This is a genomic window from Arthrobacter sp. Y3225209 (genome assembly GCF_059090685.1).
The window spans coordinates 17,042-40,385 of the sequence record NZ_JBNHFW010000009.1 but is presented as its reverse complement, the minus strand read 5'-3'; the positions used below and the strand labels follow the sequence as shown (position 1 = coordinate 40,385).

Genomic DNA, 23,344 nt, shown 5'->3' with positions numbered 1-23,344 from the left:
CTTAGGAACTAGTTCAGTTCGAGCTCGAGTTCGCGGACCACGGTGCCGCGGGCATTCGCGAAACCGCGGGTCTCACCGATAACCGTGAAGCCGTACTTTTCCAGAATGCGGATGGAGCTGACATTGTCCGCCACGGCGCGGGCACGGACCGGGCGCTCGGTGAACTCCTCAAGGAACAAACCGACGGCGGCCGTGGTGATGCCCTGGCCCCACCGCGCCTTGTCGATCCAATAGCTGATCTCGGGAACGTCACCGTCCCGGTAGGCCAGGATGCTGCCCACTACCTCGCCGTCGGACACGATGGTCCGTACGGTGATGCTCTCGTCATTGAGGATGCTCTGCCAGTGGTGGTCAAAGACCCCGCGGTCCGCCGGGTTCTTGGCGGTGAAAGCCGCCATATGGTTGGCGCTGGGGTCCAGCTGGTGGGAGAAAAACTCCTCCAGGTCGGCGGGAACTACGGCACGAAGCTCGATCACAGCAGGTCTTTCTGCTCGGGGGATTTGTTGTCAGCCTACAAGGAGATGTGCCCGGGGAGGGCGCAAGGAAAACTACTTGGCGTTCAGGGCCGCCCACGCCATCTTATCGAGGAGCGAGCGCAGCTTCGCCGTCTCGCGGGCACCGGTGCGCCCGTGGACGGTGTGGGAGGTGGAGTTGATCAGTCCGAACACGCCTTGCGCACGGTGGCGCAGCAACGGCAGGTCCGAACCGGGGTGCAGGGCTGAGAGTGCGTCCACCCACACTTCCACGTACTGGCGCTGCAGGGAACGCACCGTCCGTTCATCATCTTCGGGCAGGCTGCCAAGATCCCGGTCCTGGACCCGGATGACATCCGCCTGGCGGAGTGCAAAGTCCACCTGGAACTCCACCAGCCCGCGGAGGGCGATCTCCGGCGTCGCTGATTCGGCGACCACCGCCTTGCCGCCTTCGAGCAGGTCCCGGCTGACCCCCACCAGCAGGGCGGACAGCACGGCGGGTTTGCCGCTGAAGTGCCGGTACACGGCGGGGCCGCTGACACCGGCTGCGGCGCCCAGTTCCTCAATGGATACGCCGTTGTAGCCGCGCTCCGCAAAGAGGGAAGCAGCCGCATCAAGCATGGCGGCCCGTCGTGAGGCCTTGGCCAGGCTGCGCCCCGTCACGCGGGGCACCTCCTTTTCTGCGTCATTCTTCGCTGCGTCCATTCCCACCCTTCCGATTGGAGCGCACATTTCTTTCCATTCTGGTGGACAGACCAGTTAATAACCAATAACCTAACTTGGGTTAGGGGTTATTAACTTAGGCTTGAGGCCCGGTTGACCCTCGCAACTCGGCAGAAAGACGTCAATGGAGACACTGAAATCCGGGCTCGACACGGCAGGCAGCGGGTTCGCCAAAAACGCCGCTGCACAGCAGGAACTGGCGGCGGAACTGCGCTCGCGGCTGGCAGCGGCAGCGCTGGGCGGACCCGAGCGTTCCAGGGAACGGCATACCGGCCGCGGCAAGCTGCTGCCCCGGGACCGCGTGACCCGGCTGCTGGACCCCGGCAGCCCCTTCCTGGAAATCGCTCCGCTGGCCGCCGAAGACATGTACGACGGCGAGTGCCCCGGTGCCGGGCTGATCGCCGGTATCGGCCGGGTCTCCGGCCGGCAGGTGATGGTGCTCTCCAATGACGCCACGGTCAAGGGCGGCACCTATTACCCGATGACCGTCAAAAAACACCTCCGCGCACAGGAAATTGCGCTGGAGAACCGGCTTCCCTGCATCTATCTTGTGGACTCCGGCGGGGCATTCCTGCCCCGGCAGGACGAGGTTTTCCCGGACCGGGAACATTTCGGCAGGATTTTCTTCAATCAGGCACAGATGTCCGCGCGGAAAATTCCGCAGATTGCGGCTGTGCTGGGGTCCTGCACGGCAGGCGGCGCCTACGTTCCGGCCATGAGCGACGAAACCGTTATTGTGCGCAACCAGGGCACGATCTTCCTGGGCGGGCCTCCGCTGGTCAAGGCAGCCATCGGCGAGATTGTGACGGCAGAGGAGCTGGGCGGCGGCGAGGTGCATTCGCGCACCAGCGGCGTCACCGACCACCTGGCCGAAAACGATGCCCATGCCCTGGAGATCGTCCGCAGCATTGTGGAAACCTTCCCGCAGCAGCGGCCCGCGGAGGATCTTATTGAGACGCGGCCGCCGGCCGAAGATCCGGCCGGGATCTACGGGGCGGTCCCCACCGACCTGCAGACCCCCTACGACGTCCGTGAGCTGATTGCCCGCCTGGTGGATGCCAGCGAGTTCCACGAATTCAAAAAGGAATACGGCACCACACTGGTCACCGGATTCGCCCGGCTGCACGGCCACCGGATCGGCATTGTGGCTAACAACGGCGTGCTGTTCAGTGAATCAGCGCTCAAAGGTGCCCACTTCATCGAGCTCTGCGACCAGCGCGGCATTCCCCTGGTGTTCCTGCAGAATATTTCCGGCTTTATGGTCGGGCGGGATTACGAGGCAGGCGGCATCGCAAAAAACGGCGCCAAAATGGTCACCGCCGTGGCCACGGCCCGGGTGCCGAAGCTGACAGTGGTGGTGGGGGGCTCCTTCGGGGCCGGCAACTATTCCATGTGCGGGCGGGCCTACTCGCCGCGCTTTATGTGGATGTGGCCCGCTGCCCGCATATCCGTAATGGGCGGGGCACAGGCTTCCTCGGTCCTCGCCACGGTCAAACGCGACCAGCTCGAGGCCCGGGGTGAGGACTGGCCCGTGGAGGAAGAGGAAGCCTTCAAGGCCCCCATCCGGGACACCTACGAAACACAGGGGAGCCCGTATTACTCCACTGCGCGTCTTTGGGACGACGGCATTATCGATCCGCTCGACACCCGCACCGTCCTAGGCCTGGCACTTGATGTCTGTGCCAACGCCCCGCTGCCGGAGACCTCCTTCGGCCTGTTCCGGATGTGAGCCCCATGAGACCTCTAGAGAATCCGCTCTTTGACACCGTGCTGGTGGCCAATCGCGGCGAAATTGCCTGCCGCGTGATCCGCACCCTCCGGCAGCTGGGCATCCGCTCCGTTGCGGTCTACAGCGACGACGACGCCGGTGCCCGCCACGTCCGAGAGGCAGACACGGCGGTCCGGCTGGGCCCGGCGCCCGCACGGCAAAGCTACCTGTCCGTGGACGCCGTGCTGGCCGCCTGCCGCAGCACCGGGGCGCAGGCCGTGCACCCCGGCTACGGGTTCCTCAGTGAAAACGCCGACTTTGCCCGGGCATTGGAGGACGCCGGCATCACCTTCATCGGCCCGGGAGTCCACTCCCTGGACCTGATGGGGGACAAGATCCGGGCCAAGAACCACGTCCAGGCGCACGGGGTTCCGGTGGTCCCCGGCATCGCCGAGCCGGGCCTGGATGACGCCCGGCTGCTGGCAGCCGCAGCCGACGTCGGATATCCGATTCTGATCAAACCCTCCGCAGGTGGTGGCGGCAAGGGCATGCAGGCGGTCGAGCATCCGGAAGACCTGCCGGCGGGCCTGCAGACCGCCCGCCGGGTGGCCGCCTCCGCCTTCGGCGACGACACCCTGTTCCTGGAGCGTCTCGTCTCCTCGCCCCGGCACATCGAAGTGCAGGTCCTTGCGGATACGCACGGCAACGTTATCCACCTGGGCGAGCGGGAATGCTCGCTGCAGCGCCGGCACCAGAAGGTCATCGAGGAAGCTCCCTCGGTGCTGCTGGATGCCGCCACCCGGGAACGCATCGGCCAGGCTGCCTGCGACGCGGCCCGTTCCGTGGACTACACCGGAGCCGGGACCGTGGAATTCCTGGTCTCGGACGCGTCTCCGGACGAGTTCTTTTTTATGGAAATGAATACCCGGCTGCAGGTGGAGCACCCGGTAACGGAAATGGTCACCGGGGTGGACCTGGTCGCGGAGCAGGTCAGGATTGCCGCCGGGCGCCCACTGTCACTGAAGCAGGAGGACGTAGTCCTCACCGGGCACGCCGTGGAGGCCCGCATCTACGCAGAGGATCCGGCCCGGGACTTCCTGCCGACGTCGGGCTCCGTGCAGTGGCTCAGCGAACCCTTCGGCGAGGGCATCCGGGTGGATTCCTCCCTGCTGCCCGGACTGGCGGTGTCCTCCAGCTATGACCCGATGCTGGCGAAGGTCATCGCCTGGGGACCGGACCGTGCCGCCGCGCTTGCGCGCCTGGACTCGGCCCTGGCCGGCACCGCCGTCCTGGGCATCGGCACCAATGTTGAGTACCTGCGGCTGCTGCTGGCGGACCCTGACGTGCGGGCCGGACGGCTGGACACCACGCTGATCCAGCGCCGCCTGCCCGGGCTCCGCTTCCGTACGGCGCAGGACCCGGAACTGGCGGCGGCCGCACTGCTGCACCTGCACTCCCTGGCCGGCTCTGCCTCACCGTGGCAGCGGGCCGACGGATGGCGGGTGGGTGGAGCGGTTGAACTTCCACTGACCTTCGCCGCACCGTCTCCGGAGGGCACGGACGTGGAGGTGGGCGTCACCGGAACTGCGGCACAGGCCCGCATCCGGATCGCCGGCGGCCCGGTACGCAGCGCCGCGCTGCTGGACGCGCCGGGGACACCGACCGCCCGTCCCCTCGCACCGGGCAGCCGGGTGCAGCTGAGCCTGGACGGTGTGCTGCACACCTTCACGGTCGCGGCTGAACCTGGCTCCGGGGCGCTCTGGCTTGCCGGCGACGCAGACACCGGACCGTTCACGGTCCGCCTGCGGGTTCGCTCGCGCCGCGAACAGCTGGACCGCCAGCTCGCGGAGGCAGGACGGGAAGCCGGGACAGCGGACCCGGTGGTGCGCTCGCCGATGCCCGGCACCGTGGTGGCCGTCGCCGTGGCAGACGGCACCCGGGTGAGCGCCGGGGACCCGCTGCTGAGCGTGGAGGCCATGAAGATGGAACACCAGCTGCGCGCTCCGGTGGACGGGGTTGTCAGCATCAGCCTCGCTCCGGGGGACCTGGTCAAGGCGGACCAGGTCCTGGCCACCCTCACACCCGAGCCGGTTCCCGCCGGCGACGAACCCAGTACAGGTCCTGCCACGGCCGTAACCCCCGAAGGAGCAGACAATGCCCGACTTTGAACTCAGCGAGGAATATCAGGACCTTTCCGACACGGTGCGTGATTTCGCCGATGAGGTCATAGCTCCCGTCTCCGCCCAGCACGACGCCGAGCACAGCTTCCCCTACAAGGTGGTGGCCCAGATGGGCGAGATGGGCCTGTTCGGGCTTCCCTTCCCGGAGGAGTACGGCGGCATGGACGGCGACTACTTCGCTCTGGCGCTCGCGCTGGAGCAGATTGCCCGGGTGGACCAGTCGGTTGCCATCACCCTGGAAGCCGGAGTGTCGCTCGGCGCGATGCCCATCTACCGCTTCGGCAACGAGGAGCAGAAGCAGCAGTGGCTGCCCCTGCTGGCCAGCGGAGAGGCCCTAGCCGGCTTCGGACTGACCGAACGTGAAGCCGGGTCCGACGCAGGGGGGACCAAAACCACCGCCCGGCTGGAGAACGGTGAATGGGTGATCAACGGCAGCAAGGAGTTCATTACCAACTCCGGCACCGACATCACCCGGCTGGTCACCGTCACCGCCGTCACGGATACGGTGACGGAAGCGGACGGTACCTTCCGGAAAAAGATCTCCACCATCCTGGTGCCCACCGACACCCCCGGCTTCACCGCTGAAAAGCCGTACAACAAGGTGGGCTGGAATGCCTCGGACACCCACCCGCTGACCCTCACCGACGTCCGGGTCCCCGAAGCGAACCTGCTCGGAGCTCCGGGCCGCGGATTCGCCAATTTCCTGCAGATCCTCGATGAAGGCCGCATTGCCATTGCCGCGCTGGCCACCGGCGCCGCCCAGGGCTGCGTTGAGGAATCCCTGAAATACGCCAAGGAACGCTCCGCTTTCGGGGCGCCCATCGGCACCTATCAGTCCATCTCCTTCAAGATCGCCCGGATGCAGTCCCGTGCCCACACTGCCCGGCTGGCCTACTATGACGCCGCCGCCCGGATGCTGGCCGGCAAGCCGTTCAAGACCCAGGCCGCCATGGCGAAGATGATCGCCGGCGAAGCGGCCATGGACAATGCCCGCGATGCCACCCAGATTTTCGGCGGCTACGGCTTTATGAATGACTTCCCGGTGGCCCGGCATTACCGGGATTCGAAGATCCTGGAAATCGGCGAAGGAACTACTGAGGTGCAGCTGATGCTGATTGCCCGCAGTATGGGCCTGTGAGGATGAGGAACAAGGAAGGGAACAGGGCATGATCGACAAGGTGTACCCAAGCGCGGCAGCAGCCGTGGCGGACATTCCCGACGGGGCTTCCCTCGCCGTGGGCGGCTTCGGCCTGTGCGGCATCCCGGTGGCGCTGATCGACGCACTGCACCTCCAGGGCACCATGGACCTGGAGACCGTGAGCAACAACTGCGGCGTGGATGACTGGGGCCTGGGCCGGCTGCTCGCAGACCACCGCATCCGCCGTACCGTCAGTTCCTATGTGGGGGAGAACAAGGAGTTCGCCCGCCAGTTCCTCTCCGGGGAGCTTGAAGTGGTCCTCACGCCCCAGGGCACGCTGGCGGAGAAGCTGCGCGCCGGGGGCGCGGGTATTCCGGCGTTCTATACGCCCGCCGGAGTGGGTACGCAGGTTTCCGAAGGCGGCCTGCCGCAGAAGTACGACGCCGAGGGCCTCGTGGCGCTCGCCTCGGAACCAAAGGAGGTGCGCAGCTTCAACGGGGCGGACTATGTGCTGGAGGAATCCCTGACCCCGGACTTCGCCCTGGTGCATGCCGCCAAGGGGGACCGGCACGGGAACCTGGTCTTCCACGCCACGGCCATGAACTTCAACCCGCTCTGCGCCACCGCAGGCCGGATCACCATTGCCGAGGTGGAGGAACTGGTGGAACCCGGAGAGCTGGATCCGGAGCACGTTCACGTCCCGGGGATCTTTGTCCAGCGCGTGGTGCTGGCCCCGGACGTGGAGAAGCGCATTGAGAAGCGCACCGTGAGCACCCCGAACAACAAGGAGGCCTGAGATGGCACTGAGCAGGCATGAACTGGCCGCCCGGGTGGCGCGGGAGCTGCACGACGGCGAATACGTCAACCTGGGAATCGGCATGCCCACCCTGATCCCCAACTACATCCCCGACGGCGTCGAGGTGGTGCTGCACTCCGAAAACGGCATCCTCGGCGTCGGCCCCTATCCCTCCGAGGAGGCCCTGGACCCGGACCTGATCAACGCCGGCAAGGAAACAGTCACCGTCAACCGCGGTGCCTCCTTCTTCGATTCGGGTGCCTCCTTCGGCATGGTGCGCGGCGGCCACGTGGATGTGGCTGTGCTCGGAGCCATGGAAGTGGCCGCCAACGGGGACCTGGCCAACTGGATGGTTCCGGGCAAGATGGTCAAGGGCATGGGCGGGGCCATGGACCTGGTCTTCGGCGCCAAGCGGGTGATCGTGATGATGGAACACATGGACCGGTCCGGCCGGCCCAAGATCGTGTCCGAGTGCTCCCTGCCCCTGACCGGGAAGGGGTGCGTTGACCTGATCGTCACGGACCTGGCCGTCATCGAGGTGGGGCCGGAAGGGCTGGTCCTGCGCGAGACCGCCCCGGGCGTCAGCGTTCAGGACGTGCTGGCCGCCACCGGAGCGCCGCTGGAGGTCAGTCATGGCCTCTGAGCAGACCGCGCGGAACGGCAGCGGCCTCGGGACCCAGCCGAAGGTGGTCATCCAGCGGGGGCTGTTCCTGGACGAGCTCGAGGCGGGTACGGTCTATCAGCACCGGCCGGGCCGCACAGTCACCGAGGCGGACAACGTCCTGTTCACCACGCTGACCATGAACACCCAGGGCCTGCATCTGGACGCCGCCTTCAGTGCCACGGCGCCGTTTGGGCAGCGGCTGGTGAACTCCATGCTGACGCTCTCCACCATTGTGGGACAGTCCGTGGGCCAGCTGACCCAGGGCACCCTGGTGGCCCAGCTGGGCATGACGGACATCAGGTTCCCGCATCCGCTGTTCCACGGCGACACCTTGTACGGCGAAACCCTCGTGGCCGGTACCCGCCTTTCCGCCTCCCGGCCCGGGCAGGGGATCGCGGAGTTCGAGCACACCGGGCGGAACCAGGACGGTGAGGTGGTGGCAACCTTCCGCCGAACGGCACTGATGTGGACCTCCGAGGGTTTTGCCGCGCAGGAACAGGCCGCCGGACCGCGATAGGTTGTAAAAGCACGGCCGTGACAGGAGTAACTGCTGTGGAAGAAACCGGTAACCGGAGTATCAAGGAGTTCAGCCAATGACGACCTTCCCCATGGGACCCGCACTGCTTTTCTGCCCGGGGGACCGCCCGGAACGTTTCGGCAAAGCCGCCGAGCGGGCCGACGCCGTCATCGTGGACCTGGAGGACGCCGTGGCGCCGCGGGACAAGGACGCCGCCCGGAAGAACCTGCTGGCTGCGGATCTGAACCCGGCAACCACCATCGTGAGGGTCAACCCGCTGGGTACCGAGGACTTCGCCAAGGACCTTGCCGTCCTGCAGGAAACCCCGTACCGCACCGTCATGCTGGCCAAGGCAGAGGATGCCGCTGCCGTGGCCGAGGCGCTCGCAGGCTTCACCGTGGTGGCACTGCTGGAAACCGCCCTCGGCGTTGTGCGGGCGGCTGAGATCGCTGCCGCGGAGAACGTGGCGGCGCTGATGTGGGGTGCGGAGGATTTGCTGGCCTCCCTCGGCGGGGAGTCCAGCCGCCGGGAGGACGGTTCCTACCGCAGCGTTGCCGTCCAGGCCCGGTCCACCGTGCTGCTGGCCGCCGGGGCCTTCGGTAAGGGTGCCATTGACTCGATCTACGGAAACATCCCGGACGTGGAAGGGCTGGAACTGGAGGCCAGGGACGCCGTCGCCTCGGGCTTCGCTGCCAAGGCCTGCATCCACCCGGGACAGGTCGCGGCAGTACGAGCCGCCTATGCTCCGGACCCCGCGGACGTGACCTACGCCGAACAGGTCCTCGCCGAAGCCAAAAACCACGGCGGAGTCTTTAACTTCCGCGGGAACATGATCGACGGGCCGCTGCTGAAGCAGGCCGAGCAGACACTGCGCCGTGCCCGCCCATAGCGCGCCGCCCGGCGTAGGGAATCATCCGCGGACGGGAGCCGTTGAGTTGTCATGCGCATAGTCATAGCCGGAGCCCACGGAAGAATCGCCCGCGAACTGGGCCGCCTGCTGGCCGCAGACGGCCACGATGTTGCCGGCCTGATCCGCAATCCGGAGCAGGCAGCTGACCTGGAACACGACCACGTTGCCCCGGTTGTCCTGGATCTGGAAAACAGCACCCTGGAGGACCTGGTGCAGGTGCTGACCGGTGCTGACGCCGCAGTGTTTGCCGCCGGTGCGGGCCCCGGCAGCGGCGCCGCCCGCAAGGACAGTGTGGACCGTGCAGCTGCCGTGCTGCTGGCTGAAGCCGCGGAGCAGGCCGGTGCCGGCCGTTTCCTTCAGGTGTCCTCCGCCGGACTCGATGCCGTCCGGGACGGCAGGCGCCCGGAGGAGCTGGAGGAGGTGATGTATGCGTATCTGGTGGCCAAGCTGGCCGCCGAGGAAGACCTGATGGCACGCAGCCAGCTCGACTGGACCATTGTGCGCCCCGGCATTCTCACCAATGACGCAGGGGAGGGGCTGGTAGAGCTGGCACCGGAGGTGCCGTACGCATCGATCCCGCGCCACGACGTCGCCGCCGTCCTGGCGGAACTGCTGCGCACCGGTGCCGGCGTTCACCAGGCACTGGGCCTGGTCACCGGCACCACTCCCATCCCTGACGCCGTGCAGGCACTGCAGCCCGGCAGATAGGGAAAGGACCCCGGCAAGCGGCTCGGCGGCCCGGGACCCGGTATCCCGCCCCGGCCGGCCCGCTGGGGGATACTGGAAGCATGCAGCAGACGCCCAGCACCGCATCCAGCACCACATCCAGCCCGGCACCGGCCAGCACGGCCTATGACTACGTGCTTGACCACCGGCCGGCGCCGGACGGCGGAGCTCCCCGGCGGGTGGTGCTGCTCGGGTCCACCGGCTCCATCGGCACGCAGGCCATCGACGTCGCAGACGGTGCACCGGAGCGGTTCCGCATTGTGGCCCTGGCCGCCGGCGGATCCAACCTCGACCTGCTGGCCCGCCAGGCCGTACATACCCGGGCCGAAGCCGTCGGCTGCGCCGCCATCGACCTGCCCACGCTGCGCCGGCATATCAGCGAGGCCGCTGCAGCCGCCGGCGTCACCGGCTATGACCCGGACCTTTTTGTCGGCGAGTCCGCGGCCACCGCTGTTGCCGCCTGGCCCGCAGCCGACGTCGTCCTGAACGGCATCACCGGCTCCATCGGCCTGGAGCCGACGCTGGCTGCCCTGGCCGCGGGCCACCTGCTGGCCCTGGCCAATAAGGAGTCCCTGATTGTGGGCGGTGAGCTGGTGAAGCGGGCGGCGGCTCCCGGGCAGCTTGTCCCGGTGGACTCCGAGCATTCAGCCCTCGCCCAGGCGCTTCGCTCGGGCACCTATGCGGAGGTGGACCGGCTGGTGGTCACGGCGTCGGGCGGACCCTTCCGGGGACTGAAGCGCAGCGACCTGGCCCATGTCACCCCGGAACAGGCGTTGGCCCATCCCACCTGGAAAATGGGCCGGATGGTGACCACCAACTCGGCCACCATGGTGAACAAGGCACTCGAGGTTATCGAAGCGCATCTGCTCTTCGACATCCCGCTGGAACGGATCGACGTTGTGGTCCATCCGCAGTCGATAGTGCACTCCATGGTCCAGTTCGTGGACGGATCCACCCTTGCCCAGGCATCCCCGCCGGATATGCGGCTGCCGATTGCCCTGGGCATGGGCTGGCCGCACCGCGTGCCCGGCGCTGCCACGCCGTGTGACTGGACCAAAGCCGCTCAGTGGACGTTCGAGCCGCTGGACGAGGAAGCATTCCCCGCCGTCGCCCTGGCCAAACGCGCCGCCGCAGCAGGCGGAACCGGCATGGCGGTCTACAACGCGGCGAACGAGGAAGCCGTGGACGCTTTCCACGACGGACTCATCGGATTCACAGACATAGTTGATACGATCGCCGCCGTGCTGGAAGAGTCCCCGGACTCCGGGCCGCTTACCCTGGAGTCGCTGCTGGCAGCGGAGACGTGGGCACGCGGCGCTGCACGGGCGCGTTGTGGAAGATAGCGACCCTGCGACCTCCCGGCACGCGTTGGAACCAGGTGCAGTTCAAATGAAGGAAGCCCGTTGACCATTCTGCTTTTCATCCTCGGCGTACTCTTCGTGGCGGTGGGCATCGCCGTGTCCATCGCCCTGCACGAGGTAGGACACCTGCTGCCGGCCAAGGCCTTCAAGGTGCGCGTTACGCAGTACATGATCGGCTTCGGGCCCACCGTTTTCTCCCGCACCCGGGGAGAAACCGAATACGGCGTCAAGGCACTGCCGCTGGGCGGCTACGTCTCCATGGTCGGGATGTTCCCGCCCAACAAGGAAGCCGCCGAGGACGGCACCGTGCGTAAATCCAGCACCGGAATGTTCCAGCAGCTGGCCACCGAGGCACGCCAGGCCGAAACGGATCGGCTGGTGGAAGGCGATGAGAACCGGGTCTTCTACAAACTGCCGATCTACAAACGCATCATCATTATGCTTGGCGGGCCGCTGATGAACCTGCTGATCGGCGTCGTGCTCTTTGCGGTGCTGCTGATGGGCTTTGGCACCGCGCAGACCACCACCACCCTGGCCTCCGTGAACCAGTGCGTGATTTCCGCCGAGCAGCAGGCCGCCACCGGGCAGACCGAGTGCACGGCCGAGGACCCTGCAGCCCCGGCTTACGAGGCCGGCCTCCTCCCGGGGGACACCATCACGGTGTTCGACGGCAGGGAAGTCACGTCCTGGGATGAACTCTCATCCTGGATCCGTGACGCCGCCGGGCGGAGCGTCCCGCTCACCTACGTCCGCGACGGTGAGGAACGGCAGACCAGCATTACCCCGCTGCTCACGGAGCGGCCGGTGGTGGGCGAGGACGGCACCGCGCAGACGGACGAGGACGGCAAGTACCTCACGCAGGAGGTCGGGTTCATCGGCGTGGGTGCTGAACAGGCACTTGTAAACCAGCCTGCCAGCGCAGTGCTGCCGGCGGTGGGGGAGAACCTGGTCAACATCGGCGGCGTGGTGATCAACCTTCCGCAGCGGCTGGTGGATGTGGCGCAGGCCGCCTTCTCCTCGGAGGAGCGGGACCCGAACGGGCCCATGAGCGTGGTGGGCGTGGGACGCATCGCCGGCGAAATCTCCTCGCAGGACGTCATTCCGGTGGAATCCCGGGTGGCGACACTGATCGGGCTGGTGGGCAGCGTGAACCTGGCGCTGTTTGTGTTCAACCTGATTCCGCTGCTGCCCCTGGACGGCGGCCACGTAGCGGGAGCACTCTGGGAAGGCCTGCGCCGGCGTGTCGCCAAGCTCTTCCACCGGCCGGATCCGGGGCCCTTCGATATGGCCAAGATGCTGCCCGTGACCTACGCCGTGGCCGTGCTCCTGATGGGTATGGGGGCACTGCTGATCTATGCGGACATTGTGAAGCCGGTGAGCCTGTTCAACTAGGTGCGTTGGCCGCTTTTCGGCCCGGTCCGCTTCGGTGCCCGCAACGGCGGCAACGATATCCCTTGCTCGCAGAGTTCGCCGGGATATTAAAGCCGCCTAACCCGGGTGCCTGAGCGGTCCTGTGGGCCTGCTGATAGCGGTGGTGTTCGCTGCCGTCGTGCTATGCCGGCCCGGGTACGAGTGGGACCCGAAAGCGTGCAGATCCGGCCGAGCGCCGTGCTGGTGTCCTGCACCTGCAGGGAACCGGACCGGCCCCTGGCATGCCTGGCCGGGCAGGGAGTACCCACAGGGTAGTCCCCGTCTGCAGGGATCGACCTTGGCGCACAGCGTCCCACTGACTGGGGCTGGAGAGCACGAGCGGGAACTCAAGGGCCACAGCAGCCCCACTGCGTGGGAAGCTGTGTCCGCCTTCCGCCGCCGGGTCCGTCCCCCGATGCACAACCTTTGGTTGCAATTGCGAATGAACCCGTAAGAGGTTGCAATTTGAATTACATACGCTTACGGTTGCAAAATGTTTGTCCTCACGATTGATCAGCGCAACAGCCAGGGAAGCGGAGACCGCGTCCCGGATCTTTTGGCTGCCTTGGCGGACCTGCCCATGGTGCTGGGTTTCGAGCGGTCGGTGGGAGATGAGATCCAAGGTATATGCGGCAGCGCTGAAACCGCCGTCGACGCCACATTGCAGGTCCTGCGGTACGGGAACTGGTACGTGGGAATCGGCGTGGGCGCGGTCCACGAACCCTTGCCGCACAGTCCCCGTGAGGCGGGTGGCCCGGCCTTGGTTGCCGCCCGGCGCGCCGTCGACCGGGCCAAGAAAACGGGGGACCGGCCAGCGGTCGCGGTGGAAGGTTCGCCCGGCGCTCCGGAGGCGGAAGCGGTGCTGGTTCTCCTGGGCAGGCTGGTAACCGGGCGCACCGAGGCTGAATGGCGGATCCTGCAACACGTCGAGCCCGGCAAATGGGGAGCTCAGACCGCGGCCGCCCGTATGCTCGGCATCAGCTCCCAGGCGGTGAGCAAGGCGGTAGCGCGCTCCGGCTGGCAGGAGGAATGGGCCGCCCGGCCGGCTGCCGCCGTCCTCCTGCAGCGCGCGGAGGAGCTCGCTGCAGCCCCTGCTGAGAGTTCGGCCGCGGGGCCGACAGGAGACGGAACGGATACGAAGGTGGACAGGCAGTGACTTTCCTGTGGGTGGTACTCGCACTGCTGGCCGCAGCAGTGCTCGGCTGGCCGGTGACTGCCGGCGTGCTCCGGCTTGCCCGCGACGTCGGCAACCCGCCGCCCCCGCCCCCCGCCGTCCTTCGCGGCGGGCTGGCCATCGGCATGCTGGAACGGCTGGCCGTAGCCGCTGCCGTCCTGGCCGACGAACCGGTGGCCATCGCCTACGTCGTGGCGGTCAAGGGTCTGGGGCGCTATGCGGAGCTGAAGGAAACCCCCGCCGCGGCCGAGCGCTTCATTATCGGCACACTGACCTCCATGCTCTGGGCTGCGGCTGTAGCAGTGCCCGTCCGGCTCTTTCTGCTGCAGGCCGCCTGACCGGCACCGGCCCGGGCATCCCTTAGGCTTGTGGCTATGAGTATTTTTGCAGTTGAGTATGTCTACGACGCCGATTCCTCCGAACTGCGGAACGAGCACCGTCCCGCCCACCGCGAGTGGCTGCAGCGGCTGGCAGACGAAGGCCGCGTACTCTCCGCCGGCGCATTCGAAGACGGCGCCGGTGCGCTGCTGCTGGTGGCAGCTGCAGATGAAGCAGGCCTGCATGAGCTGCTGAAGGAAGATCCGTTTGCCAGCGTGGGAGCCATTTCCGGCATGAAGACCACCGCGTGGAAGCCGGCGATCGGCGCCTTTGCCGATCACGCCTAAACGGGCCGCTAAGCCCTGAGTGATATTCGCCCCTGCACCGCCGTCCCGGTCCGGGCCGGGGTGATAATAGGAAGGGCGCGTTTTTCAACGCGCGTTTCACAGCCAAATACCTGCCGTTTCGGCACATGGAGGACGTTTTGACCTCGGTCAACCTTGGAATGCCAGCTGCACCGCCGCCCACTCTCGCGCCGCGACGCAAAACCCGTCAGATCAAAGTGGGATCGGTAGGAGTTGGCTCGGACTCGCCCATCAGCGTCCAGTCCATGACCACCACCCCCACAACGGACATCAACGCCACGCTGCAGCAGATTGCCGAACTCACGGCATCCGGCTGCGACATTGTCCGGGTGGCCTGCCCGAGCGCCGACGACGCCGCCGCGCTGCCGATCATCGCGAAGAAGTCGCAGATTCCGGTCATTGCGGATATCCACTTCCAGCCGAAGTACGTTTATGCGGCGATCGAAGCCGGCTGCGCCGGTGTCCGCGTGAACCCGGGCAATATCCGCAAGTTCGATGACCAGGTCAAGCAGATCGCCAAAGAGGCCAAGGATGCAGGCGTGTCCATCCGCATCGGCGTCAACGCCGGTTCGCTGGACCCGCGCCTGCTGGCCAAGTACGGCAAGGCCACGCCCGAGGCACTGGTGGAATCCGCCGTCTGGGAAGCGTCCCTGTTCGAGGAACACGACTTCCACGACTTCAAGATTTCGGTCAAGCACAATGACCCGGTGGTCATGGTCCGCGCCTACGAGCTGCTCGCTGAACGCGGCGACTGGCCCCTGCACCTGGGCGTCACGGAAGCCGGCCCCGCCTTCCAGGGCACCATCAAATCCGCCACCGCTTTCGGCGCACTGCTCTCCAAGGGCATCGGGGACACCATCCGCGTGTCCCTCTCCGCTCCGCCGGTGGAGGAGATCAAGGTGGGCAACCAGATTCTGCAGTCGCTGAACCTGCGCCCCCGCAAGCTGGAAATCGTGTCCTGCCCCTCCTGCGGCCGTGCCCAGGTGGACGTGTACACCCTCGCCGAAGAGGTCACCGCCGGCCTCGAAGGGATGACCATCCCGCTGCGCGTCGCCGTGATGGGCTGCGTAGTAAACGGACCGGGTGAGGCACGCGAAGCCGATCTGGGTGTAGCCTCCGGTAACGGCAAGGGACAGATTTTCGTCAAGGGCGAGGTCATCAAGACCGTCCCCGAAGACCAGATTGTGGAAACCCTTATCGAAGAAGCGATGAGGATCGCGGAAGAGATGGGGGAAACCGAAGGTGAGGATGCTGGGACGGGTGGCCCCATGGTTACCGTCAGCTAAGCCGACGAGCGATATCCGCAGCGCCGCCTCCAGTGCGGCGCTGCGGATCCTGCGCGACGAAGACACCGTTGCGTTGTGGGACCTGGCCGCCGCCGACCCGGTGGCCAATATTTTTATGCTCTCCCATTTGGAGACCGCCCGAACCGCAGCACCCACGGCTGCCGGCGGGAAGGTTGTCGGCGTGTTCGACGCCGGCACCCTGATCGGTGCCTGCTGGTTCGGCGTCAATGTGGTGCCTGTGGGCCTGGATGCCGAGACCGGACCCGAAGTAGGACGCTACCTTGCCCGGTCGAGGAACCGCTTCTCATCCATCTTCGGTCCCGCCGAGGCCGTCCTCTCGATCTGGTCCGAGCTGCGGCATTCCTCCGCAGAGCCCTTTGACGTGCGTCCGGACCAGCCGCTGCTGCAGATGACCAGGGCCTCCGATATTCCGCCGGCTCCGGGCCTGCGTCCGGCCCGCCCCGCCGAACTCGACGTCCTGCTTCCCGCCTGCACCGCCATGTTCGAGGAAGAAGTGGGCTACTCGCCGGTCTCGAACGGGGACAGGCACTACCGCCAGCGGGTGAAAGGCCTTATCGAGCGCAGCCAGTCCCTGCTGGACCTCGACGCCGCCGGGCACGTGGTTTTCAAAGCCGAACTGGGCACGGTATCCAGCCAGGCAGTGCAGGTGCAGGGCGTCTGGATGAACCCCGAATACCGCGGACAGGGCCTGAGCCGTTCCTACATGTCGGCAGTGGTGTCCGCAGCCCTCGACGTAGCCCCGGTCACCAGCCTCTACGTGAACTCCTACAACACACCCGCCCGCGCCACCTACGAGGCCGTCGGGTTTGAGCAGGTCGGGACGTTCGCCACCATCCTCTTCTGATCCCCGTTTCTGAAGCCCGTTCCTGAAGTCCGCCGCAGCCGGCCGGCGCTGTGTCGTTATCCTCACCTGTCCGGCCCCGGCAGCGGCACGCGCTAGATTAGTAGGGAATACATCCCCTGAAGATGCAGCCGTACAGCTGCAGAAACGGATTCCTCGCGTGGTCCTTCGACTCTCCACCCTTTTCCTGCGCACCCTGCGCGAAGACCCGGCCGACGCCGACGTCGCCAGCCACCGGCTCCTGGTCCGGGCCGGCTACATCCGCCGCGCTGCTCCGGGCATCTATTCCTGGCTCCCGCTGGGCCTGCGCGTGCTGGGCAAGGTCGAGACCATCATCCGCGAGGAAATGGCAGCGATCGGCGCCCAGGAAGTCCACTTCCCGGCCCTGCTGCCGCGCGAACCCTATGAAGCGACCAACCGGTGGACGGAATACGGCGACAACCTGTTCCGGCTGCAGGACCGCAAGGGCGCCGACTACCTGCTGGCCCCCACGCATGAGGAAATGTTCGCGCTGCTGGTCAAGGACCTGTACAGCTCCTACAAGGACCTGCCCGTCTCCCTGTTCCAGATCCAGAACAAGTACCGCGACGAAGCGCGCCCCCGCGCCGGCCTGCTCCGCGGCCGCGAATTCATCATGAAGGACTCCTACTCCTTCGACATTGACGACGAAGGCCTGGAAGCCAGCTACCAGGCGCACCGCGGCGCCTACCTGCGCATTTTCGAGCGCCTGGGCCTGGAGATCGTGGTAGTCTCCGCCGTCTCCGGCGCCATGGGCGGATCCAAGAGCGAGGAATTCCTGCACCCGACCCCGGTGGGTGAGGACACGTATGTCCGTTCCGCCGGCGGTTATGCTGCCAACGTGGAAGCGGTCACCACCGTTGTTCCGGCCGACATCGATTACGCCGGGGCGCCCGAAGCGAAGGTGGTGGACACCCCGGACACCCCCACCATCGAGACCCTCGTGGCGGACGTCAACGCCCGCTTCCCGCGCGCGGAGGGGGAGTGGACCGCTGCTGACACCCTCAAGAACGTGGTCCTGGCCGTGACCCTGCCGACCGGCGAACGCCGCGTCGTCGTCGTCGGCGTGCCCGGTGACCGTGCAGTGGACCTCAAGCGCATCGAAGCGAACATTGCCGCGCACGTGGAGATCGGCGGCGAGCTGGACGTCGAGGCAGCCACCGACGAAGACATCAGGAAGCACCCCGGCCTGGTCAAGGGCTACATCGGCCCGGGCCTGTCTGTGGAAGAGCCGGTGCTGGGCACCGAGTCCGCCACGGGCCTGCTCTACCTGGTGGATCCGCGCGTGGTCTCCGGCACCAGCTGGATCACCGGTGCCAACCAGCCCGGTAAGCACGTCATCGGCCTGGTGGCCGGCCGCGACTTCACCTGGGACGGCGTCATCGAGGCCGTGGAGGTCCGCGAAGGCGACGAAGCCCCGGACGGATCCGGAGCCCTTGAAGCTGCCCGCGGTATCGAGATGGGCCACATCTTCCAGCTCGGCCGCAAGTACGCCGAGGCCCTGGGCCTGAAGGTCCTGGACAAGAACGGCAAGCTGGTGACCGTCACCATGGGCTCCTACGGCGTGGGTGTTACCCGTGCCGTGGCCGCGCTGGCCGAGTCCAACCATGATGAGAAGGGCATTATCTGGCCCCGTTCCGTGGCTCCGGCGGACGTCCACGTGGTGGCCACCGGCCGCGGCGAGGAGATCTTCACTGCTGCTGCAGAGCTCTCCGAAGCGCTGGAGGCCGCCGGGCTGGAGGTTATCTACGATGACCGTCCCAAGGTCTCCCCGGGCGTGAAGTTCGGTGATGCCGAGCTCATCGGCGTTCCGACCATCCTGGTGGTTGGCCGCGGACTGGCTGACGGCGTGGTGGAGATCAAGGACCGCGCCACCGGTGTTGCCGAGAACGTGCCGGTGGCCGAAGCGGTGGAGTACGTGCGCCGCGCCGCCGCGCAGTAGCCTCGGGTGGTTTCCGGTCTCGAGGAAGTCACGCTTGCCACCATCGCGCTAGTGCTGGTGGCAGGCCTGGCCGCCGGCTGGGTTGATGCCGTAGTAGGCGGGGGAGGGCTGATCCAGCTCCCGGCCCTGCTGCTGGTACCGGGCATCAGTCCGGTCCAGGCGCTGGCGACAAACAAAATGGGGTCAGTGTTCGGCACCACCACCAGTGCGGTGACGTTCTACCGGCGCGCCCATCCGGACCTGCGGACAGCACTGCCCATGGCCGGCGTTGCCCTCGCCGGAAGCATGGGCGGCGCCGTGGTGGCGGCGTCGCTGCCGTCATCGGTCTTCAAGCCGATCATTGTGGCGGCTTTGGTGGCCGTAGCCATCTTCACCGCGACCAAGCCCACCGTGGGCGAACTGACGAAGCTCCGGCATTCCGGCCGCCGCCACTATGCGACGGCTGCCGGGATCGGGCTGGTGATTGGCTTTTACGACGGCATGATCGGGCCGGGCACCGGCTCCTTCCTGATCATTGCCATGGTTGCCCTGCTGGGCTACAACTTCCTCGCAGCCAGCGCCAAGGCCAAGATCGTCAACATGGCCACCAACATCGGAGCGCTGGCATTTTTCCTGCCGCACGGCTCCGTGCTGTGGGGCTTGGGACTGGTGCTTGGCCTGGCCAACATGGTGGGCGGCTACATTGGCGCCCGCATGGCAGTGACGCAGGGCAGCAGGTTCATCCGCGTGGTTTTCCTGGTGGTGGTGGGCGCGCTGATCATCAAGCTCGGCCACGACGTGTGGGCGGAGAACTTCGGCGGGTGAGCCCGGTCTACCGTCCGGCCGGGCAACAGCCCGGCCGGACCCGCCTACGCCGCCGGCAGGTCCCGAACCGCCGGAAGGCCCGGATGGCGGCGGCCGGATAACGCCGAGGCCACCCACACGGAACGGGCGGCATCTGCCCTCAATCCGAGCCGGACATACTCGAGGGCGTTGGCGACCTCGCGCAGGATGCTCCAGTCCACCGCCGCACTGCGGTCCAGTCCGGCGGCTGCACAGAGCCCTTCCAGCCGCGCCAGCAGGGCATCTTCGGGCGCCTCCGGGTCAAGATCCTGCAGACGGTTCCACAACATAGGCGCCACCGCATACTCCGGCTCGCCGAACACCGCCTGCGGGTCAATGGCGGCATAATCCCCGCCGGCACCCGGCCTGGCCAGCACATTGGCGTAGTGCAGGTCCGCATGCACCAGCACATCGCCGGCGGAGCGCCTGCCCACGGCACCGCGGGTCTGGCACACCTCAAGGGCGGCCTCCAGCAGCCAGCGCTCAAAGGGCCGGTCCAGGGCGTCCCAGTCGGCCGGCAGTTCATCGGACAGCTGCTCGGCCCGTTCAGCCAGTGACGGAATGGCGGCCCACTGCGGCGACTCGGTTTCCGACAGGCTCAGCACCCGCACCAGCGAACCCCAAATGCGCACCGCCTCAGGCAGATCCACATCCAGCAGCGTCCGCTCCGGGTTCAGGCGTTCGAGCACCAGGCAGGTCCCCGCAGCGTCCTGGTCCAACAGCCGGACGGCGCCGCGGCCGTTCCACAGCTGCAGGGCAGCAGCCTCCGTCGCCGCCTCCGGATGCGGAAACGGGAGTTTGAGGACAGCCGGACTGCCGGCCGTGGAGAGTACGGGAAGCACCAGGGCGCCGTGGCCGTGCCACGCCTGCCCGCCGGCGGCTGGATCCGGCACCAGCCGGAAGGCGGCCAGCCCCGCCTCTACGCGGTCCGGCAGCTCCTGAAGCCACGTGCGCCCGGCCCTGCTTCCGAGATAACGCCGGCGCAGGGCATCAGGTACGACGACGGCCGGTGCCATATGCGCCTCCTGGCAGTTGGGGACGGGAAATCAGTTCCACGGCAGATCATCGGGCACTGCCGCCAGGCCCGGGGCGGCCGGAACGGCTTCCGCATCACGGTACAGGTCCGTGGAGACAGTGCCCAGCCGCGAGATGGCCCAGCCACGCAGCGCGCCCTCGGACAACGCCACCAGGTCAGCGTAGACGGAGGGCAGACGCTCTTCCAGCAGCGGCAGGGAACCTGCGGGATCCTGCAGGAAATCCCCGTCCAGGCGATAGGCTGCCACCGGCGCGACCACGGGCAGGCAGACATCGGCCAGGAAGGGTACCGCAGCCGTCCCGCCCGCTTCATGGGCCTGGGCCAGCCGGCGCCATTCCGCGCCGTATTCACCCGCCTGCGGGTCCTGTGCCAGCGCCACCTCATAGGCGTAGGCGGTGCCCAGTTCCGCATCGATGACCGCGTTCAGCGCTGCCGCGGCGTCGACCTTCTCCGGTGCCGCCGCAACGGTGCCGGACCCGGCTTGGTCCGGACAGTCCTTCCCGGAACTGTCGGATCCGTTCAACGCCTTCGAAGCAGCAGTCCCTGCGCTGGCCGGCGCGGCGGACGTCCCGGTGAGGCCGGCATCCGGGCCTGCCTCGGGGACATCGAGGGCGTATAGGTCCGCCGTCCGCTCAGCCAGGACCTGCTGGGCTGTCCCGGTGGAGGCAAGCAGGCGTGCGGTGCCGGCATCGGCCCGCCAGGCCGAATGCAGGCTGGTCCGGGCCGACGCTGCGAGCTGACGGAGATAGCGTTCGGCGGCCTGTGTTTCCGCGTCCGGAGAATCCACTGCCTGGCGTCCCGCCGCCGGTTCGGAGGCGGCCCCGGAGGGAAACAGGGGTTCCTCGGTACTGGACCGGTGTCCGCTGCCCGTATCCCTGCCCGGACCGGCCAGCAGAGCGGCCTGTTCCCGCAGTACGTTCACCTGCCCTTCCAGCTCTGCCGCGGTGCGGCCGGACGCGCCCTCCGCCAGCACCCGGGCTTCAGCGGCCAGGCTGCGGGCCGAGGCGCGGGCCTCGGTGAGCGCGGTCTCCGAGAAGGTGCGGGGAGCATCCCGCGCGCCCGGGGTCCCGGCCACCATGCCGAAGCTGAGGATCACGGCCGTCAATGCGATAAACAACACAGCGCGGGCCAGGACGGCACCCGCCCGGGACCGGGTACGGGTGTGCCCCGGCTGGTTCACGGGGCGTTCGGCAGGCTTTTTCACAACACCTGATGATGTCACGAAGCCGCTCCGGTCTGCATCGATGCCTAACCGGTCGCGGAAAGTCGGTAGTCTAGGTATTACAACAACATCTAGTGGGAGGCAGCTATGGCGGTTCGGCCCAACCCCAAAAAAGACACGTCATCGGATTATCGGAAGAATGCGATGCGTGCGGAAGTAGCCGCAGAGACGCAGCGGCTCAAGACTTACCTGGCTCCCACGGTTCAGATGCAGGGCCTTTTCCTCGAAGACATCGAAATCAAGATGGCCGGTGCCCACCGCACGGTCCATGTTGTGGTGGATCTTCCGGAGGACCAGTCAGGCGGCGTGAGCCTGGACGCGATTTCCGTAGCGGCGCAGGCCGTTTCAGACGCGATGGACAATGACCCCCACGACGACGGCCGGCCCTACAGCCTTGAGGTTTCGTCCCCCGGGGTCTCCCGGCCCCTGACCGAGCCGCGGCACTGGCGCCGGAATGTCGGACGCATGGTCTCGGTCTCCGCAAGCCGCGGGGACGACATGATGGGCCGCATAGTTTCCGTCGATGACGACGGCGTGACGTTGATACCGGAAATCCCGGTCAAGAAAGGGATGAAGGCCAAGCAGGGGGACCCGGTCCACCTGCCGTTTGCCAACATCCGCAAGGGGCGCGTTGAAGTTGAATTCGCCCACCTTGAAGACGACCCGGCAGGCGAGGACGCCCCGGATGAAACCACAGCTGAGGAGGCCTAGATGGATATAGATATGAGTGCACTGAGGCTGCTGGAACGCGAACGGGAGATTCCCCTGGATCTGCTCATTCCGACCATTGAGCAGGCTCTGCTGGTTGCCTACCACAAGACCACCGGCGCGCAGGACACTGCACGCGCGGAACTGGACCGCAAGACCGGCCACGTGACCATTTGGGCCACGGAGGTCGACGACGACGGTGCTGCCGTGGGGGAGTTTGATGACACCCCGGCCGGGTTTGGCCGCATTGCCGCCAGCACCGCCCGCCAGATCATCCTGCAGCGCCTGCGCGATGTAGAGGATGACAACATCCTCGGCGAGTTCAAGGGCCGCGAAGGGGAGCTGGTCTCAGGCCAGATCCAGCAGGGCAACAACCCGCACATGATCCAGGTCAACCTCGGATCGGTGGAGGCGCTCCTGCCGCCGCCGGAGCAGGTGCCGGGGGAGAAGTACACCCACGGTTCCCGCCTGCGTGCCTTTGTCGTGGATGTGCGCCGCGGCTTCAAGGGCCCGTCCATCACGCTCTCCCGCTCCCACCCGGGACTGGTACGCAAGCTGTTTGAACTGGAAGTTCCGGAGATCGCAGACGGCAGCGTGGAAATTGTGGCCCTGGCCCGTGAAGCCGGACACCGCACGAAGATTGCCGTCAAGGCAAACGTCCCCGGCATCAACGCCAAGGGTGCGTGCATCGGTGAGATGGGTTCGCGTGTGCGTGCCGTTATGAACGAGCTGCACGACGAGAAGATCGACATTGTCGACTTCAGCGAGGATCCGGCGACGTTTATTGCCAACTCGCTCTCGCCGTCGCGCGTTAACTCGGTGACCATCACGGACGAGGACATGCGTGCGGCGCGTGTGGTGGTCCCCGACTACCAGCTGTCTCTGGCCATCGGCAAGGAAGGCCAGAACGCACGTTTGGCCGCCAAGCTGACCGGATGGCGGATCGACATCGTTTCCGACGCCAAGGCCTCCTAGGCCGGCAGTG

The 23,344-nt window shown here is 66.8% G+C and carries 23 protein-coding genes; 19 read left to right on the top strand and 4 right to left on the bottom strand.

The annotated features are described in order from the left end of the window. Positions 1-8: 8 nt before the first annotated feature. Entirely contained in the window at positions 9-476 is a 468-nt protein-coding gene (locus tag AC5RVB_RS07075) for a GNAT family N-acetyltransferase (RefSeq protein ID WP_494142309.1), read from the bottom strand. Positions 477-548: 72 nt separating this feature from the next. Continuing rightward, entirely contained in the window at positions 549-1,178 is a 630-nt protein-coding gene (locus AC5RVB_RS07070; RefSeq protein WP_231709982.1) for a TetR/AcrR family transcriptional regulator, read from the bottom strand. A 142-nt stretch (positions 1,179-1,320) separates the two neighbouring features. On the opposite strand from AC5RVB_RS07070, the gene AC5RVB_RS07065 reads away from it, so the two are divergent. From AC5RVB_RS07065 to AC5RVB_RS06985, 17 genes are all read left to right on the top strand, one after another. Then, positions 1,321-2,925, top strand: a complete 1,605-nt coding sequence (locus AC5RVB_RS07065; protein ID WP_227904386.1) for a carboxyl transferase domain-containing protein — start codon at positions 1,321-1,323, stop codon at positions 2,923-2,925. Between the two features lie 5 nt (positions 2,926-2,930). Further along, the gene (locus AC5RVB_RS07060; protein WP_494142308.1) at positions 2,931-5,072 is read left to right on the top strand and encodes an acetyl/propionyl/methylcrotonyl-CoA carboxylase subunit alpha; all 2,142 of its coding nucleotides are present in this window, start codon (positions 2,931-2,933) and stop codon (positions 5,070-5,072) included. Further along, positions 5,059-6,222 carry an acyl-CoA dehydrogenase family protein gene (locus tag AC5RVB_RS07055; RefSeq protein WP_227904388.1) on the top strand — a complete coding sequence of 388 codons (1,164 nt, stop codon included), beginning with the start codon at positions 5,059-5,061 and terminating at the stop codon, positions 6,220-6,222. Before AC5RVB_RS07060 ends, AC5RVB_RS07055 begins: the two co-directional genes overlap by 14 nt. 28 nt (positions 6,223-6,250) lie before the next feature. Then, entirely contained in the window at positions 6,251-7,018 is a 768-nt protein-coding gene (locus AC5RVB_RS07050) for a CoA transferase subunit A (RefSeq protein WP_494142307.1), read from the top strand. A 1-nt stretch (position 7,019) separates the two neighbouring features. Continuing rightward, positions 7,020-7,661: a CoA transferase subunit B gene (locus tag AC5RVB_RS07045; RefSeq protein WP_290245348.1), complete on the top strand. Its 642-nt coding sequence runs from the start codon at positions 7,020-7,022 to the stop codon at positions 7,659-7,661. Continuing rightward, complete coding sequence (locus AC5RVB_RS07040) at positions 7,651-8,199, top strand: MaoC family dehydratase (RefSeq protein WP_227904391.1); 549 nt, start codon at positions 7,651-7,653, stop codon at positions 8,197-8,199. The genes AC5RVB_RS07045 and AC5RVB_RS07040 overlap by 11 nt, the downstream gene beginning before the upstream one ends. Before the next feature lie 76 nt (positions 8,200-8,275). After that, complete coding sequence (locus tag AC5RVB_RS07035; protein ID WP_227904392.1) at positions 8,276-9,088, top strand: HpcH/HpaI aldolase/citrate lyase family protein; 813 nt, start codon at positions 8,276-8,278, stop codon at positions 9,086-9,088. A 51-nt stretch (positions 9,089-9,139) separates the two neighbouring features. After that, positions 9,140-9,817 carry an SDR family oxidoreductase gene (locus tag AC5RVB_RS07030; protein ID WP_494142306.1) on the top strand — a complete coding sequence of 226 codons (678 nt, stop codon included), beginning with the start codon at positions 9,140-9,142 and terminating at the stop codon, positions 9,815-9,817. An 80-nt stretch (positions 9,818-9,897) separates the two neighbouring features. Continuing rightward, complete coding sequence (gene dxr / locus AC5RVB_RS07025) at positions 9,898-11,178, top strand: 1-deoxy-D-xylulose-5-phosphate reductoisomerase (protein ID WP_494142305.1); 1,281 nt, start codon at positions 9,898-9,900, stop codon at positions 11,176-11,178. A gap of 60 nt (positions 11,179-11,238) precedes the next feature. Next, positions 11,239-12,588, top strand: a complete 1,350-nt coding sequence (locus tag AC5RVB_RS07020) for a M50 family metallopeptidase (protein WP_494142304.1) — start codon at positions 11,239-11,241, stop codon at positions 12,586-12,588. Between the two features lie 511 nt (positions 12,589-13,099). After that, positions 13,100-13,762: a MarR family transcriptional regulator gene (locus tag AC5RVB_RS07015; protein WP_227928989.1), complete on the top strand. Its 663-nt coding sequence runs from the start codon at positions 13,100-13,102 to the stop codon at positions 13,760-13,762. Beyond that, positions 13,759-14,118 (top strand): hypothetical protein, encoded by a 360-nt coding sequence (locus AC5RVB_RS07010; protein WP_227904397.1) that lies wholly within the window; start codon positions 13,759-13,761, stop codon positions 14,116-14,118. The genes AC5RVB_RS07015 and AC5RVB_RS07010 overlap by 4 nt, the downstream gene beginning before the upstream one ends. 36 nt (positions 14,119-14,154) lie before the next feature. Next, the gene (locus AC5RVB_RS07005) at positions 14,155-14,445 is read left to right on the top strand and encodes a YciI family protein (RefSeq protein WP_227904398.1); all 291 of its coding nucleotides are present in this window, start codon (positions 14,155-14,157) and stop codon (positions 14,443-14,445) included. Positions 14,446-14,582: 137 nt separating this feature from the next. Continuing rightward, on the top strand, positions 14,583-15,749 hold the full coding sequence (gene ispG / locus AC5RVB_RS07000) for a flavodoxin-dependent (E)-4-hydroxy-3-methylbut-2-enyl-diphosphate synthase (protein ID WP_227904399.1): 1,167 nt from the start codon (positions 14,583-14,585) through the stop codon (positions 15,747-15,749). Next, the gene (locus tag AC5RVB_RS06995) at positions 15,724-16,614 is read left to right on the top strand and encodes a GNAT family N-acetyltransferase (RefSeq protein WP_341482041.1); all 891 of its coding nucleotides are present in this window, start codon (positions 15,724-15,726) and stop codon (positions 16,612-16,614) included. The genes ispG and AC5RVB_RS06995 overlap by 26 nt, the downstream gene beginning before the upstream one ends. Positions 16,615-16,771: 157 nt before the next feature. After that, entirely contained in the window at positions 16,772-18,571 is a 1,800-nt protein-coding gene (locus AC5RVB_RS06990) for a proline--tRNA ligase (RefSeq protein WP_290245342.1), read from the top strand. A gap of 6 nt (positions 18,572-18,577) precedes the next feature. Next, on the top strand, positions 18,578-19,375 hold the full coding sequence (locus AC5RVB_RS06985) for a sulfite exporter TauE/SafE family protein (protein WP_494142303.1): 798 nt from the start codon (positions 18,578-18,580) through the stop codon (positions 19,373-19,375). A gap of 44 nt (positions 19,376-19,419) precedes the next feature. Here the strand turns inward: AC5RVB_RS06985 and AC5RVB_RS06980 are convergent, their stop codons facing one another. Next, on the bottom strand, positions 19,420-20,409 hold the full coding sequence (locus AC5RVB_RS06980; protein WP_494142302.1) for an aminoglycoside phosphotransferase family protein: 990 nt from the start codon (positions 20,407-20,409) through the stop codon (positions 19,420-19,422). Between the two features lie 30 nt (positions 20,410-20,439). Further along, entirely contained in the window at positions 20,440-21,633 is a 1,194-nt protein-coding gene (locus AC5RVB_RS06975; RefSeq protein WP_494142301.1) for a DUF4439 domain-containing protein, read from the bottom strand. 105 nt (positions 21,634-21,738) lie between these two features. On the opposite strand from AC5RVB_RS06975, the gene rimP reads away from it, so the two are divergent. After that, positions 21,739-22,362, top strand: a complete 624-nt coding sequence (gene rimP / locus AC5RVB_RS06970; protein WP_423724618.1) for a ribosome maturation factor RimP — start codon at positions 21,739-21,741, stop codon at positions 22,360-22,362. Then, positions 22,363-23,334: a transcription termination factor NusA gene (gene nusA, locus AC5RVB_RS06965; RefSeq protein ID WP_290245339.1), complete on the top strand. Its 972-nt coding sequence runs from the start codon at positions 22,363-22,365 to the stop codon at positions 23,332-23,334. It begins immediately after the preceding gene. Positions 23,335-23,344: the final 10 nt, after the last annotated feature.